The organism is Streptomyces sp. NBC_00239 (assembly GCF_036194065.1).
In the GTDB taxonomy this organism is placed as follows: Bacteria; Actinomycetota; Actinomycetes; order Streptomycetales; family Streptomycetaceae; genus Streptomyces.
Genome location: NZ_CP108095.1, coordinates 7233278 through 7246998 on the forward strand (window position 1 = coordinate 7233278; position 13721 = coordinate 7246998).

A 13721-nucleotide genomic window follows, 5' to 3' on the forward strand; every position below is an offset into this window, starting at 1 on the left:
GACCTGACCTGGCCTGGCCGGGGGGTCGGGGACGGGGCGCACGGGTCTGCCGGGGCGGCCGGACCGGGCCGGCCGCATCGGCCGGGGGGGGGTACCGTCAGCCGTCAGCCGTCAGCCGTCAGCCGTCAGCCGTCAGCCGTCAGCCGTCAGCCGTCAGCCGTCAGCCGTCAGCCGTCAGCCGTCAGCCGTCAGCCGGCCGACGAGTCGCGGGCAGCGGCCTCCGCGAGCACCTTCGCCGTGTCCCGCGTCAGCGGATCGCCGTGGCCGAAGCAGGCGGTCGCCGGATCCAGGGCCGCGAGCCGGCGGAAGGAGGCCAGCGCCCGCTCCCGGTCGGTGTTGAACACGCCGACCATCACCAGCTGCACGCCGGCCACGCAGTCACCCGTGAACAGCACGCCGTGGCGCGGCAGATGGACGGCGATGCTGCCGTCGGTGTGGCCGGGGGAGTGCACCGCGTACGCGCCGTCCCCGAAGCCGAGGTCGTCGCCGTCCTCCACCTCCCGGTCCACCCGGGTCGGCGGCGCCTCGGGCACCGTCAGCCCGTGCGCGTGCAGCGGGCGCTCCCAGTCCAGCAACACCGGCTCCGGGACGGGCCGTTCGCCTCGGATGACGGGCGCCTCCAGTCGGTGGGCCACCACCTCGGCCCCGTACCGCCCGGCGAGTTCCCCGGCCGCGCCGACGTGGTCGCGGTGGCAGTGGGTGAGCACGATGCGGCGGATGTCCTCGGGACGCAGCCCGAGGGAGCGTATCGCCGCCTCGATCTCCGGGCCGGAGGTGACGTTCCCGGCGTCCACGAGCGTCAGCTCGGTGCCGGACGCGGTGTCGTCACGCCAGAGGTAGGCCTGGCCGATGGGGAAGCGGAACATGTGCAGGCGCGGAGTGACTTCGACAAGATCCATGCCTCGAACGTACGACGCCGGCCCCGCCCGTGGGAGCGGGCAAGCCGTGGGCGTACTACGCGCTCGGCGCAGTACGCCCACGGCGGATCCGGGAACCCGCCTACGGGAGTCGGGAACGTCCGTACGGGGGACCAGGTAACCAGCAGACGGTGCGTCAGACCTGCTTGGACGCCGCGTAGTTGACGAGGAACAGGGCCTCGGCGACCGACAGCCGCTCCAACTCCTGCGGGGACACGCTCTCGTTCACCGCGTGGATCTGCGCCTCCGGCTCGCTCAGGCCGATCAGCAGGATCTCGGCCTCCGGGTACAGCCCCTGGAGGGTGTTGCACAGCGGGATCGAGCCGCCCATGCCGGCGGCCTGCATCTCCTCACCCGGGTACGCGACCTTCATCGCGGCGGACATCGACGCGTACGCGGGGCTCGCGGTGTCGGCCAGGAACGGCTGGCCCTGGCCGACCTGCTCAGCCGTCACCCGCGCGTTCCAGGGGGTGTTCGACTCCAGGTGCGCGACGAGCAGCTTGTTGGCCTCGACGGTGTCCATGCCCGGCGGCACCCGCAGGCTGACCAGGGCGCGGGCGCTCGCGTGGACGGACGGGGTGGCGCCGACCACCGGCGGGCAGTCGATGCCGAGCACGGTCACGGCGGGCCGCGACCACAGGCGGTCGGAGACCGAGCCGTCGCCGATCAGGTCCACGCCGTCCAGCACCCGGGCGTCCGTGCGGAACTGCTCCTCCGGGTACTGCAGGCCGTCCCACTCCGCGCCGGCCGCGAGCCCGTCGACGGTCGTCGAACCGTCCTCGGAGCGCAGCGAGTCGAGTACGCGGATCAGCGCGGCCAGGGCGTCCGGGGCGGCGCCGCCGAACATGCCGGAGTGCAGGTTGCCCTCCAGGGTGTCGACCTGCACGCGGACCAGGGTCATGCCGCGCAGGGTCGCGGTGACGGTGGGCAGGCCGAGGCGGAAGTTGCCGGCGTCGCCGATGACGATGCTGTCGGCGGTCAGCAGCTCCGGGTGCGCCTCCGCGTACTGCTGGAGACCGCCGGTGCCCATCTCCTCCGAACCCTCGACGATCACCTTGATGCCGACCGGGACACCGCCGTTGGCCTTCAGCGCCCGCAGCGCGAGCAGGTGCATGATGAACCCGCCCTTGCAGTCCGCCGCGCCGCGCCCGTACCAGCGGCCGTCGCGCTCGGTCAGCTCGAACGGCGGGGAGATCCACGCCGCCTCGTCCAGCGGCGGCTGCACGTCGTAGTGCGCGTACAGGAGTACGGTCGGAGCGCCTTCGGGGCCGGGCAGGTACCCGTACACCGACTGCGTGTCGTCCGGGGTGTCCAGGAGGGCCACGTCGACGAAACCCTCGGCGCGCAGCGCGGCGGCCACCCAGTTCGCGGCGCCCTCGCTCTCGCTCTTGGGGAACTGCGCCCAGTCCGCCACCGACCGGAAGGCCACCAGTTCTGCCAGCTCCGACTTGGCCCTCGGCATGAGGGCGGCGACGGTCTCGGCGATCGGGTGGGACGGCATGGGCACGCTCCTTGTGGGTGCGACGTTGTTGGATGTGTACGCCGGGCACCGTACGCATCGTGTGCGTACCGGAGGTACGGCGGGGACAGGGCCGATCTTCCCATAGCGGGGCCGGAGCGGCTCCGCCCGTAGGATGCGCTCGGCACCGGAGCACCAGGGGATCAGGAGCAGCAGGACATCGTGAGCGAGCACGGGGACAACGGCCGAGCCGAGGGCGCCGAGGGCGCCGAGGGTACGAAGACGGCGGGCAGCGTCGAGGGCGCCGACAGCGTGGCGGCGGGCGGGACGGCCGGGGTGGCCGGGACCGCGGACACCGGCGACGGCGTGGCGACGGACGAGGCGGCCCGGGCCGCGGAGACGGCCGGCACGGGCAGAACGGCCGGAACTCCGGAGGCTGCTGGGACCGGGCCCGAGGCCGCGACTGCGACTGGGGCCGGGGCCGGGGATCCGGCCGGGGACGCGGAGCCCGCGGCCGAGGCCGGTGGGACGGCTGCCCCCGCGGCGGAGGCCGGGCCCGGCGTGGTCGCGGAGCGTGCGGTGGCCGCCGAGGACGGCGGGCCGGCGGGCGCGGACGAGATCTGGGACGTGGTCGTGGTCGGCGCCGGGCCCGCGGGAGCCTCCGCGGCACACGCCGCCGCGGCCGCCGGCCGCCGGGTCCTGCTGCTGGAGAAGGCCGAGCTGCCGCGGTACAAGACCTGTGGCGGCGGCATCATCGGCCCGTCGCGCGACGCCCTGCCGCCGGGCTTCGTGCTGCCGTTCCAGGACCGCATCCACGCCGTCACCTTCTCGCTGAACGGCCGGCTGACCCGGACCCGGCGCTCCCGCCAGATGCTCTTCGGGCTCGTCAACCGGGCGGAGTTCGACGCCGGTCTGGTGGCCGCGGCGGAGAAGGCTGGGGCCGAGGTGCGCACCGGGGTCTCCGTGGCCCGGGTCGAGCAGCACGGCGCGGCGGTGCCGGACCGGCGGACCGTGGCCGTGGTGCTCGCCGACGGCGAGACGGTGCTGGCCCGCGCCGTGGTCGGCGCGGACGGCAGTGCCGGCCGGATCGGCGCCCACGTGGGGGTGAAGATGCGGCAGGTGGACCTGGGCCTGGAAGCGGAGATCCCGGTGCCGGCGACGGTGGCCGAGGACTGGCGGGGCCGGGTGCTCATCGACTGGGGCCCGATGCCGGGCAGTTACGGCTGGGTGTTCCCCAAGGGCGACACCCTCACCGTCGGCGTGATCTCGGCGCGCGGCGAAGGCGCGGCGACCAAGCGGTACCTGGAGGACTTCATCGGGCGGCTGGGGCTCGCCGGCTTCGAGCCGGAACTCTCCTCCGGTCACCTGACGCGCTGCCGCGCCGACGACTCGCCGCTGTCGCGCGGCCGCGTGCTGGTGGCGGGCGACGCGGCCGGGCTGCTGGAGCCGTGGACCCGGGAGGGCATCTCCTTCGCGCTGCGCTCCGGGCGGCTGGCGGGCGAGTGGGCGGTGCGCATCGCGGAGTCCCAGGACGCGGTGGACACCCGCCGGCAGGCCCTGAACTACGCGTTCGCCATCAAGGCGGGCCTCGGGGTGGAGATGGCGGTCGGCAGCCGGATGCTCGCCCTGTTCGAGAGCAAGCCGGGGCTGCTGCACGCGGCCATCACCGGTTTCCGGCCTGCCTGGCGGGCCTTCGCCCGGATCACCCGCGGATCCACTTCGCTGGGCGAGATGGTGCGGACGTATCCGCTGGCGCGCCGGGCGCTGAACGCGGTGGACCGCAGGCAGGGGCCGGTCACTCCGACACCGTGATGCGGAAGACGGGGTGGTCCTGCGCGGCCGCGAGGAGCTCCTCCGGGGAGGACTTCGCGGTCACGCCCTGGAAGAAGGCGTTGACCTCCCAGCCCCACTTCTGGAGGTAGCCGCGCAGGATCTCCGGCTTGTCGGCGTCGACGAGCTCCGTGGCCGTGAAGGTGCGCACCTTGCGGCCGACCCGGAGTTCGCCGCCGCCGGCGACGCGCATGTTGCGGACCCAGTGCGAGTGGCCGCGGGCGGAGACCAGGTACTGGACGCCGTCGTGGACGTACGGGTTGACGGGGATCCGCTGCATTCGGCCGGACGTGCGGCCGCGGACGGAGAGTTCGGCCGAGCCGGCGATGCTGATGCCGATGCGGGCCAGCTTCCCGAAGAGCGAGTTGAACAGGGTCGCGGAACGGCCGGCGCGGGCGTAGTACGGGGTGGGGGTGTTGCTGCTCATCGTGGCCTCCGTGACCCAAATGGAGAGCGGTGCTCTCGCTTGAGATCAGTGTGCACGGATCACCGCACCGAATCAAGAGCAGTGCTCTCGATTTTGGTCAGTGCTCCGATTGCGTGGCAGACTGGGGCTCATGACTACGGTCCGAGGGGCCCGCGAGCGCGCCCGCATCGAAATCACCGCCGCGATCAAGGACGAGGCGCGCCGGCAGCTCGCCGCCGAGGGCGCCGCGAAGCTGTCCCTGCGGGCCGTGGCGCGCGAACTGGGCATGGTGTCCTCCGCCCTCTACCGCTACTTCCCCAGCCGGGACGACCTGCTCACCGCCTTGATCATCGACGCGTACGACAGCGTCGGCGCGGCCGCCGAGGCCGCCCACGCGGGAAGCGCGGACGCACCGCCGCGCGAGCGCTGGCTGGCCGTGTGCCGGGCCGTACGCGCCTGGGCGCTGGCCCGCCCGCACGAGTACGCGCTGATCTACGGCTCGCCCGTGCCCGGATACACCGCCCCGCAGGACACGATCGCCCCCGCCTCCCGGGTCGGCAACACCCTCATCGCCGTCGTCCGCGAGGCCCACGCCGGCCGCGGACTGGCCCTGCCCCCGCTGCCTGCCGACCTGCGCCCCGAGGCGGACCGGATGACCGCGGACTTCGCGCCGGGGCTGCCGCCGGCGGTGACCGCCGCACTGGTCGCCGCCTGGGCCCAGCTGATCGGGCTGCTCTCCTTCGAACTGTTCGGCCAGTTCAACCGGGTGGTCGAGGACCGCGACACGTTCTTCGCCCACGCCGCCACCCAACTCGCCCTCCACGTGGGCCTCCAAGCCGACTGAAGCGGCCACCGGCCACCGGCGCCCGGCCGCCGGCTCCGGCCACCTGCTCCCGTCTGTCGGCTCCCGGCCACCGGCCGGTATCCGTGCGACGGGCCGGCGCCGCCGCACGCGCGTACCCCGCGGCCGTACCCCGTGCCCGCACCCCGCGGCCGTACCCCGTGCCCGCACCCCTGGCCGTACCCCGTGCCCACGCAACCCCGTGCCCACGCCCCTGGCCGTACCCAGCGCACGCGCGCCGTGTCGGGTGCCTGCGCTCGTGGGGCGTTGGCTGTGGGGGAGCGGGGGCCGGCTTGATTCTCCCGACAAGGTGACTGTTCGCTGATCTGTTCGTCGTACCGAAGTTGGCGGCTTCTGCCTCTCGGAGGGGTGGGCGCGTTCTACGCTGCCTGCCTGTCCGACGGGTCGGCGGTGCCTGCGCCGCCGGGCCGGTCCGCGCCTTCCCGAGGAGACGCCCATGGGCCGCGCAGCGAAGTGCCTTGCCGCCGTCGCGCTCACCGCACTGCTGGCCGCCCCGGCGCCCTCGGTGGCGACCGCCGAACCGGCACCCTCGCCCGCCCGCACCGCGGCCCCGAGCCCGGCCCCGACCCCGTCGCACGCCTCGGTCCGCGGACTGGAGATAGCCGTACCCGCGTACGGGCACGCGGACGACCCCATGCTGGCCGCGCTCACGGGAACGGGCCCCGCGGCTTCCGTGGTGGTCCTCAACCCGGGCAACGGGGACGCCCCGTTCGACGCCGGCTGGCAGGCCCGCGCCGACGCGCTGCGTCGCGGTGTCACCGCCACCGGCGAACACACCAAGGTCCTCGGCTACGTCCACACCGACCACGGCCAGCGCGACCGGGCCGCCGTCGAGGCGTCCATCGACAACTACCTGCGGACCGCCGACGGCCGGCTGCACGTCGACGGCATCTTCTTCGACGTGGTCAGCCGGGACTGCGGTCCGGGGGACCGGACCCGCGACCACTACCTCGCGCTCCGCCGCCACGTCCAGGACGTCATGCACGACGTGGACCCGGCCGTCCCGGACCTGGTCGTCGACAACCCGGGCACCGCCATCGCCGACTGCTACCTGGCGCCGGGCCGCCGCACAGCCGACGTCTTCGTCACGTACGAGGACACGTACGCCGCCTACACGGGCGGCGGCTGGTCCGGCGGCAACGTCTTCAACGCCACCGAGGGCTACCACTCGGGTGCCGCGCTCGACCCGAGCGGCACCGCCTTCTGGCACCTCGTCCACGGCGTCCCCGACCAGGCCGCCATGCGCGCCACCCTGCGGACGGCCTTCGGCCGCGGCGCCGGATACGCGTACGCCGCCTCGGCCGGCATGCCCAACCCGTGGGACACCACGCCCGTTTGGGGCTTCGGCCCGATGACGGGCTACGCGGCCACGCTCGGCTGACGCCCCTTCGGCCCGTAGCCGGCGGGTCGGCCATCGGCCGTCGGGCGCGCTCGGACGGTCGGCCGACAGGCGGCCACACGGGCCTTACGGGGTTCGCCCGGCGGCCACGGGACCGGTCAGTCGCCCGTGCGCTCCTGCCGGTGGGGAAACCGCCACAGCACGTACGTGACCCGCAGCAGGAACACGGCCATGGCCAGCACCCCGCCGACACCGGCGAGAAGCGACTCCACCCGGGACCCCAGCGAGAAGAACAGCGCGGGTCCGGCCACCGCGCCGAACACCAGCGCGGCGGCGAACACCGCGCTGAACAACGCGTATCCGATCTCCACCGTGATCGCGTCCCGCTCGGCCTGCGTACGTCTCCCCATGCGCGCACCCCACCATGTGCCCGTGGGGCGGGCAAGGGGGCGCGAGGGGCGCAGCGGGCGCGCCGGAGCGTACGGGGGCCGGCAGCGCAGGGCAGCGCGCGCCGGGTCGCCGAACGCGCCTCACCGCCGCGAGCCACCTTCGACCAGGGCCCGACCGAATCCGGACCGCCTGCCTACCGTGCGGGTGCCCGACCCGGCCCGACGGGAACCGGATCGCCTCCCCGCCTCCCCGCCTTGCCTTGCCTTGCCTTGCCCTGCCTCGGCCGGACGGGTGACCGGCGCGCCGACCGGCCGGGCCGGACGAGGCAGGGCGAGGCCGGGTCGGGCGAGGCCGGGTCGGAGCGGGCTGGACCGGAGCGGGCCGGACCAGGGCGGGCCGGACCAGGGCGGGCCGGACCAGGGCGGGCCGGACCAGGGCGGGCTGGACCAGGGCGGGCTGGACCGGAGCGGGTCGGACCGGAGCGGGTCGGACGAGAGCGGGCTGGACCGGGGCGGGCCGGTTCCGGGCCCGTCCGGCGGGTGGGGTCAGATGCCCGAGGTGTCGCGCCACAGGCGGGCCAGTGACAGGTCGCCGGTGACCTGGGGGCCCGTCAGGGGAAGGCGGTTCCAGAGGGCGGGGTACAGCCAGTCGGCCGTCCCCGTGATCTCGCAGTCCGCCGGGCCCGCGTCGTCGAGTACCGTTCGGGCCGGTTCCGCCGACAGGTGCACCGACCACACCGCGCCGGTGTCGGCGGCCCGTACCCGTAGTACCTTCGGCTCCCCCGCCGTCCGCACCCGGCTGCGCGGGCGCGCGTGGAAACCGGTCAGCAGCTCGTCCACGCCGTCCTCCGCGAACCGGGGCTCGACCGCCGTGAACTCCCGGCCCAGCGCGGCCTCCGCGTCCATCCGGTGGATGGTCGTCTCGTGAGCCTGCCGCCTGGCCCAGAACGCCAGCGGCGACGGGGGAGCGGTGGGCAGGAACGTCCAGCACTGCCGGTCGGCCGGAGTGGTGGAGAGCAGCTCCGTCAGTGCGCCGCTCTGCTCCCGGTACCAGGCGACCAGCTCGGCACCGTCCAGTTCCGGCCCGTCCAGCAGCGGCACCGCGTCCGGGAGGCCGTCCGCGACGAAGCGTGCCGCCCAGCGGTGCACCGCCCCGGTGTGGCGCAGCAGTTCCGCGACCCGCCAGCCGGGACAGACCGGGACGGGCGCGTCCGTCCCGGCCTGATCGGCCGTGTCGGCCAGGAGTGCGCTCTCCCGCGCGAGGACTTCGATGAATTCGGTGATCTCCATGATCCGGGAGTCTGCCAGGGGCGGGCGGTGCGCCCGCAGGGTGCCTGGGCGGCTGCCGCCTGGCCGGGCGACGGGGAGCGGGTCCGGGCGGAGCCCGGCAACCCTGCGCATCTTCAGCCCCTCCGGCGCTTGAGGAGCGGGTCCGGGCGGAGCCCGGTGCCCGGCGCCAGCCGGGTTGCTTGGGGCTCCGCCCCAAACCCCGCGCCTCAAACGCCGGCGAGGCTGGGATCTGCCCGCCTGGGCACCGGCGAGGCTGGGGTGGGCCCTGCCCGGGCCCGCGCCTCAAACGCCGGCGAGGCTGGATGTTGCCGGCCGGGCGGGGTTCGCCGCCGGGCGCGAGCGAGGCTGGGACTTGCCCCCAGGGCACCGGCGAATCCGGAGCGGGCTCCGCCCCAACCCCGCGCCTCAAACGCCCGCGAGGCTGGATGTTGCCGGCCGGGCGGGGTTCGCCGCCGGGCACTGGCGAGGCTGGGATTTGCCCGCCTGGGCGCCGGCGAGGTTGGAAGTCGCACCCCGCAGTGCCGTCAAGGCTGGAGGTGTGGTTGCGTCGCGGGTGACCCTGACGGACGTCGGGGCGGCCGCGCCCCGGACCAGTACACCCCGTACGACCCCTACGGCATCGGCCTGATCGACTTTGTGGCGCCCCGGCCAGCCCCGCGGTGGGCGCGGATGCGGAGCCGGATCGAGATCGTGCGAGGATCGGCTCCATGAACGGCAACGCGGCCCCGCGGCGGGTGGGGGATGTGTCCACGCGGACCCGGCTGGAGCGAGGCCGCGGTGCGCTCGGACCGGCTCTCGAACTCGTCCACACCGGCCGGGCGCCGACGCGCGCGGTGCTGACCGCCGAGCTCGGCGTCACCCGCGCCACCGCCGGCGCCGTCGCCGCCGAGCTGGAGGCGCTGGGCCTGATCCGCGTCGACTCCCGGCCCGGGGGCGTGGGCGGCACGCAGGGCCGCCCCTCGCACCGGCTGTCCATCGAAGAGAACGGCCCGGTCGCCCTCGCGGCCCAGGTGCACCCGGACGGCTTCCGGGCGGCGCTCGTCGGGCTCGGCGGCCGCATCGTGGCCACCGCCCCCGGCAAGGTCACCGTCTCCGCGGACCCCGCGCAGGTGCTCGGCGAGGTCGTCGACGCGGGCGCGGCCCTGCTCAAGGACAGCGGCCGGCGCTGCATCGGCGCGGGACTCGCCGTCCCCTCGGCCGTCGCCGAACCCGAGGGCACCGCCCTCAACCCGCTGCACCTGGCCTGGCCGCCCGGCTCACCGGTCCGCGCGATCTTCGCCGAGCGGGTCCGGGCCGCGGGCATCGACGGGCCCGCGCTCACCGGCAACGACGTCAACCTCGCGGCCCTCGCAGAGCACCGGCACGGCGCCGGGCGCAGCGCCCAGCACCTGCTGTGCGTGGCCACCGGCCATCGCGGGGTCGGCGGCGCGCTCGTCCTCGACGGCCGTCTGCACAGCGGCAGTTCCGGCCTGGCCCTGGAGGTCGGCCACCTGACGGTGAACCCGGAGGGGCGGGCCTGCCACTGCGGCGGGCGCGGCTGCCTGGACGTCGAGGCGGACCCGCTGGCCTTCCTCACCGCCGCGGGCCGCACCCCCGGCCCGGAGGTCTCGCTGCTCCAGCAGGCCCGCGACCTGCTGCGCAGCGAGTACGCCCGACCCGCCGACCCGGCCGTCCGGCACGCGGCGGAGGAACTCATCGACCGGCTGGGCCTGGGCCTGGCCGGCCTCGTGAACATCCTCAACCCCGACCGGATCATCCTCGGCGGGCTGCATCGCGAACTGCTGGACGCGGACCCCGAACGGCTGCGCGCCGTCGTGGCGGACCGCAGCCTGTGGGGGCGCAGCGGGGGAGTGCCGATCCTGCCGTGCACGCTCGACCACAACAGCCTGGTGGGAGCCGCCGAACTGGCCTGGCAGCCGGTCCTCGACGACCCCCTCGGCACGCTGGGCTCGGCAGCGTAACGCCCTGCCCTGCCCTGCCCTGCGGGGCCGGGGTGTCCTCGGGGATCCGCCCCGAACCCCGCGCCTCAAACCCCCAGACGGAGTCTGAGTGGCTCCCGGCCGGGCCGCGGCCCCGGTCGAGGTGACGGAACCCGGCAACAGCCCCGGCGACGCGCTCAGCCCGCCGCCACGACCGCCGGCGGCAGCGCGGCCACGCGGATCGGGGCCGGGCGGATCCGTACCGCCGTGGGGTGCGGCGGGGGCGGGGCCGCGACCGCGGCTTCGAGGGTGAACCACACCACCTTGCCGACGCCGCCCGCACCCTCCCGGGGCCGCGCGCCCCAGCTCTCGCTCATCGCCGCCACCAGCGCGAGCCCGCGCCCGCACGTCTCCAGCGGGTCGGCCGTGCGCACCACGGGCAGCCGGGGGTCGTGGTCGTGGACCGAGACGGTGAGCCGGCCGCGCAGCAGCCGCATCTCCACCGTGCACAGCTTGTCGGGCTGCGCGTGCCGGTGGACGTTGCTCAGCAGTTCGGTCACTCCGAGCGCGGCCTGCTCTATGAGCGGGTCCAGCTGCCAGTAGCGGAGTTGTGCAGAAACGATTCTGCGAATCTGTCCCATGCGAACCGGCAGAGCGTCCAGCTCCACCGCGCAGTGCCTGCTTCGATGACTGATCACGGCTGCGACTCCCCGAAATGAGGTCCGGAAGAAGACGACGATCCGATCCAGCGCGCGCTGACTGTACGTCCGGAAGGGTGCACCCTGAGTGACGCCCCTTCAGCGTCACCTGCCGCCGCCCAGCACGCAACTCGCGGCGGAACGCTCCCGGGGCCCCTCAGTCCACGGCGGTGCGGGCCCGCCGTACCGCCTCCAGGAACCGGCCGGCCGGGATCCGCAGCCGATAGCGGGTCCCGTTCATCCGCGCCACCGTGGCGGCGCGCCCCGGCAGCCAGGACCTGGCCGCGCTGACGGCGCCCAGCGGGGCGCTGTCGATCTCGCGGTCGCTGCTGGTCAGCAGGTGCAGCCTGCCGTCGCGGATCAGCACCTTGCCGGCCCTGGTCAGCGCCCGCGGCCAGCGGTCGATGCGTACGCCCGTCGCGGTGAACTCGGGATCGCTCATGGTCGACAGCCCCCTTCGACCCGGCCCAGTGTGCCCCGGCGGAGCCGCCCGCACCAGGGGGTGTGCACCCTCGCACATCTGTTCCCAAAGCAAATCCGAGAGACCCCCAAAGTAAGCGTTTGTGCAGGTGAGAGAGGTACATTGCGATTCAGGGGGACCGCACGAAGCAAGGAGCAAGGCACATGAGTACGACCGCACAGCCGGGCGCAGTCGGCCCGTCGGCCACCGTCGACGTCGACCGCAGCGACGCCGGCTACCGGGCCTGGCTCAAGGAGGCGGTCCGCAAGGTGCAGGCCGACGCGAACCGCTCCGCGGACACGCATCTGCTGCGCTTCCCGCTGCCCGAGGCGTGGGGCATCGACCTGTACCTGAAGGACGAGTCCACGCACCCGACCGGCTCCCTCAAGCACCGGCTGGCCCGCTCGCTCTTCCTGTACGCGCTCTGCAACGGCTGGATCCGCCCCGGCCGCCCGGTCATCGAGGCGTCCAGCGGCTCCACCGCCGTCTCCGAGGCGTACTTCGCGAAGCTGATCGGGGTCCCGTTCATCGCGGTCATGCCGCGCACGACGAGCCCGGAGAAGTGCCGGCTCATCGAATTCCACGGCGGCGAGTGCCACTTCGTGGACGACCCGATGAAGATGTACGACGAGTCCGCCTCGCTCGCGGCCGAGACCGGCGGCCACTACATGGACCAGTTCACGTACGCCGAGCGGGCCACCGACTGGCGCGGGAACAACAACATCGCCGAGTCGATGTACCAGCAGCTGAAGTTGGAGCGCTACCCGGAGCCGGCGTGGATCGTCGCCACCGCGGGCACCGGCGGCACCTCCGCGACCATCGCCCGCTACGTGCACTACATGCAGCACGACACCCGGATCTGCGTCCCCGACCCGGAGAACTCCTGCTTCTTCGACGGCTGGATGCAGGGCGACCCGCTTGCCAGCAGCGACTGCGGCTCGCGCATCGAGGGCATCGGACGGCCGCGCATGGAGCCGAGCTTCGTGCCGGGGGCCATAGACCGCATGATGAAGGTCCCGGACGCGGCGAGCGTCGCCGCGTGCCGCGCGCTGGAGCGGGCGATCGGCCGCAAGGCGGGCGGCTCGACCGGCACCGGCCTGTGGAGCGCCCTGAAGATCGTCGCGGAGATGGTCGCCGAGGGCCGCAAGGGCAGTGTCGTGACCCTCCTGTGCGACCCGGGCGACCGCTACCTCGACAAGTACTACTCCGACGCGTGGGTGGCCGCGCAGGGCCTGGACCTCGCGCCGTACGCGCAGACCATCGAGACGCTGCTGACGACCGGCGCCTGGCGGGAACCGGCGGCCTGACGGGAGCCGGCGGCCCGATGGCGTCCGGCGGGTCAGGCGGGCAGCCGGTTGCCGTGCGAGAGGCGGCGGGCGGCGGCGAACAGGCCGTGGATGCGCGGGCCCGCCTGGTCGATGTCCGTCAGCGGGCTCGCGAACGGGAGCGGGACGTCGTCGTGCCCGAGCGCGTACTCCAGGCGCAGGGTGATCCCGTAGCGGTCCATCGCCACCGGCAGGGCGCGGAGCAGGCCGGTGGTGCGGAGGTCCGGGACGAGCCGCAGCAGCAGCGGGACCAGTTCGGCGTGGTCGTCCACCAGGTGGGTGAGCATCGACGCCTCGGCGGTGGCCAGCGGATCGGCGCTGGCGGCCTCCAGCTCGTCGAGCGTGACGTACGCGCGCCCCGCCGCGTCCTCGATGACCGCCTGCCCGAATTCCACGTGGGTGATCTCCGTGGCGTCGGGGCGGTACGGGCCGGTGAGCAGGCCGGTGACGGTGACGCGGGCGCGCACCCGGTCCCGTACCGCGGTCGGGGCGATGTCGGTGAACTCCATCCGGACCGGCACCCGTTCGCCCGCGGTGGCCTGCGCCTCGTCGCCGGGGGCGTGCAGGCGCATGTGCCCCATGACGCCGACGGGTTCGAGGCGCCGGACCTCCTCGCGGCGCCCGTCGGTGACGACCGACATCGAGTGGGCGGCGAGGAGGACCGACCGGACGCGCTCGGCGCGGGTCGGCCGCTGCGGGGCGGGGGTGCTGAACGGGCGCATCCGGAACTCCAGGGTCGGCAACGGGAACCCAAGCAGCCGTTCGGGCTACTTAGGCATGCCTAACCTAACTTATGAAGTGGTGTGGGGGTAGCCCGCCCCGCCGCC

General features: G+C 74.4%; 13 protein-coding genes. 5 read left to right on the forward strand and 8 right to left on the reverse strand.

The window, feature by feature from the left end; translation table 11 throughout:
* Positions 1 to 188 precede the first annotated feature (188 nt).
* Together OG764_RS32160 and OG764_RS32165 are read right to left on the reverse strand one after the other, a co-directional pair.
* Positions 189 to 899: an MBL fold metallo-hydrolase gene (locus tag OG764_RS32160; RefSeq protein ID WP_328971841.1), complete on the reverse strand. Its 711-nt coding sequence runs from the start codon at positions 897 to 899 to the stop codon at positions 189 to 191.
* Between the two features lie 154 nt (positions 900 to 1053).
* On the reverse strand, positions 1054 to 2418 hold the full coding sequence (locus tag OG764_RS32165; RefSeq protein ID WP_328971842.1) for a dipeptidase: 1365 nt from the start codon (positions 2416 to 2418) through the stop codon (positions 1054 to 1056).
* Positions 2419 to 2937: 519 nt separating this feature from the next.
* Between OG764_RS32165 and OG764_RS32170 the strand changes: the two genes are divergently transcribed.
* Positions 2938 to 4188 carry a geranylgeranyl reductase family protein gene (locus tag OG764_RS32170; RefSeq protein ID WP_443056257.1) on the forward strand — a complete coding sequence of 417 codons (1251 nt, stop codon included), beginning with the start codon at positions 2938 to 2940 and terminating at the stop codon, positions 4186 to 4188.
* Here the strand turns inward: OG764_RS32170 and OG764_RS32175 are convergent.
* On the reverse strand, positions 4172 to 4633 hold the full coding sequence (locus tag OG764_RS32175; RefSeq protein ID WP_328971843.1) for a nitroreductase/quinone reductase family protein: 462 nt from the start codon (positions 4631 to 4633) through the stop codon (positions 4172 to 4174). The genes OG764_RS32170 and OG764_RS32175 overlap by 17 nt on opposite strands.
* A gap of 130 nt (positions 4634 to 4763) precedes the next feature.
* On the opposite strand from OG764_RS32175, the gene OG764_RS32180 reads away from it, so the two are divergent.
* Both OG764_RS32180 and OG764_RS32185 read left to right on the forward strand, forming a co-directional pair.
* Positions 4764 to 5456: a TetR/AcrR family transcriptional regulator gene (locus tag OG764_RS32180; RefSeq protein WP_328971844.1), complete on the forward strand. Its 693-nt coding sequence runs from the start codon at positions 4764 to 4766 to the stop codon at positions 5454 to 5456.
* 454 nt (positions 5457 to 5910) lie between these two features.
* Positions 5911 to 6855 carry a spherulation-specific family 4 protein gene (locus tag OG764_RS32185; RefSeq protein ID WP_328971845.1) on the forward strand — a complete coding sequence of 315 codons (945 nt, stop codon included), beginning with the start codon at positions 5911 to 5913 and terminating at the stop codon, positions 6853 to 6855.
* A gap of 116 nt (positions 6856 to 6971) precedes the next feature.
* On the opposite strand, the gene OG764_RS32190 is transcribed toward OG764_RS32185, so the two are convergent.
* Both OG764_RS32190 and OG764_RS32195 read right to left on the reverse strand, forming a co-directional pair.
* Positions 6972 to 7223, reverse strand: a complete 252-nt coding sequence (locus OG764_RS32190) for a DUF6332 family protein (RefSeq protein WP_328971846.1) — start codon at positions 7221 to 7223, stop codon at positions 6972 to 6974.
* A 525-nt stretch (positions 7224 to 7748) separates the two neighbouring features.
* Entirely contained in the window at positions 7749 to 8492 is a 744-nt protein-coding gene (locus tag OG764_RS32195; RefSeq protein ID WP_328971847.1) for a maleylpyruvate isomerase family mycothiol-dependent enzyme, read from the reverse strand.
* 707 nt (positions 8493 to 9199) lie between these two features.
* Here OG764_RS32195 and OG764_RS32200 point away from each other — a divergent pair.
* The gene (locus OG764_RS32200; protein WP_328971848.1) at positions 9200 to 10453 is read left to right on the forward strand and encodes an ROK family protein; all 1254 of its coding nucleotides are present in this window, start codon (positions 9200 to 9202) and stop codon (positions 10451 to 10453) included.
* Between the two features lie 155 nt (positions 10454 to 10608).
* Here OG764_RS32200 and OG764_RS32205 read toward each other — a convergent pair whose 3' ends face one another.
* Together OG764_RS32205 and OG764_RS32210 are read right to left on the reverse strand one after the other, a co-directional pair.
* A complete protein-coding gene (locus tag OG764_RS32205) occupies positions 10609 to 11109 on the reverse strand; it encodes an ATP-binding protein (RefSeq protein WP_328971849.1) in 501 nt (166 codons plus the stop codon).
* Between the two features lie 157 nt (positions 11110 to 11266).
* The gene (locus tag OG764_RS32210; RefSeq protein WP_328971850.1) at positions 11267 to 11551 is read right to left on the reverse strand and encodes a hypothetical protein; all 285 of its coding nucleotides are present in this window, start codon (positions 11549 to 11551) and stop codon (positions 11267 to 11269) included.
* A gap of 182 nt (positions 11552 to 11733) precedes the next feature.
* Between OG764_RS32210 and OG764_RS32215 the strand changes: the two genes are divergently transcribed.
* Positions 11734 to 12876, forward strand: coding sequence for a PLP-dependent cysteine synthase family protein (locus OG764_RS32215; protein ID WP_328971851.1), 1143 nt, complete (start codon positions 11734 to 11736; stop codon positions 12874 to 12876).
* Positions 12877 to 12908: 32 nt separating this feature from the next.
* Here OG764_RS32215 and OG764_RS32220 read toward each other — a convergent pair whose 3' ends face one another.
* Complete coding sequence (locus OG764_RS32220; protein WP_328971852.1) at positions 12909 to 13616, reverse strand: DUF2470 domain-containing protein; 708 nt, start codon at positions 13614 to 13616, stop codon at positions 12909 to 12911.
* Positions 13617 to 13721: the final 105 nt, after the last annotated feature.

What these genes read in the sequence shown, in the direction of transcription:
- OG764_RS32195 (WP_328971847.1), bottom strand. Translation starts at nt 8,492, where the DNA reads ATGGAGATCACCGAATTCATCGAAGTCCTCGCGCGGGAGAGCGCACTC.
- OG764_RS32165 (WP_328971842.1), bottom strand. Translation starts at nt 2,418, where the DNA reads ATGCCGTCCCACCCGATCGCCGAGACCGTCGCCGCCCTCATGCCGAGG.
- OG764_RS32180 (WP_328971844.1), top strand. Translation starts at nt 4,764, where the DNA reads ATGACTACGGTCCGAGGGGCCCGCGAGCGCGCCCGCATCGAAATCACC.
- OG764_RS32220 (WP_328971852.1), bottom strand. Translation starts at nt 13,616, where the DNA reads ATGCGCCCGTTCAGCACCCCCGCCCCGCAGCGGCCGACCCGCGCCGAG.
- OG764_RS32175 (WP_328971843.1), bottom strand. Translation starts at nt 4,633, where the DNA reads ATGAGCAGCAACACCCCCACCCCGTACTACGCCCGCGCCGGCCGTTCC.
- OG764_RS32200 (WP_328971848.1), top strand. Translation starts at nt 9,200, where the DNA reads ATGAACGGCAACGCGGCCCCGCGGCGGGTGGGGGATGTGTCCACGCGG.
- OG764_RS32210 (WP_328971850.1), bottom strand. Translation starts at nt 11,551, where the DNA reads ATGAGCGATCCCGAGTTCACCGCGACGGGCGTACGCATCGACCGCTGG.
- OG764_RS32160 (WP_328971841.1), bottom strand. Translation starts at nt 899, where the DNA reads ATGGATCTTGTCGAAGTCACTCCGCGCCTGCACATGTTCCGCTTCCCC.
- OG764_RS32215 (WP_328971851.1), top strand. Translation starts at nt 11,734, where the DNA reads ATGAGTACGACCGCACAGCCGGGCGCAGTCGGCCCGTCGGCCACCGTC.
- OG764_RS32185 (WP_328971845.1), top strand. Translation starts at nt 5,911, where the DNA reads ATGGGCCGCGCAGCGAAGTGCCTTGCCGCCGTCGCGCTCACCGCACTG.
- OG764_RS32190 (WP_328971846.1), bottom strand. Translation starts at nt 7,223, where the DNA reads ATGGGGAGACGTACGCAGGCCGAGCGGGACGCGATCACGGTGGAGATC.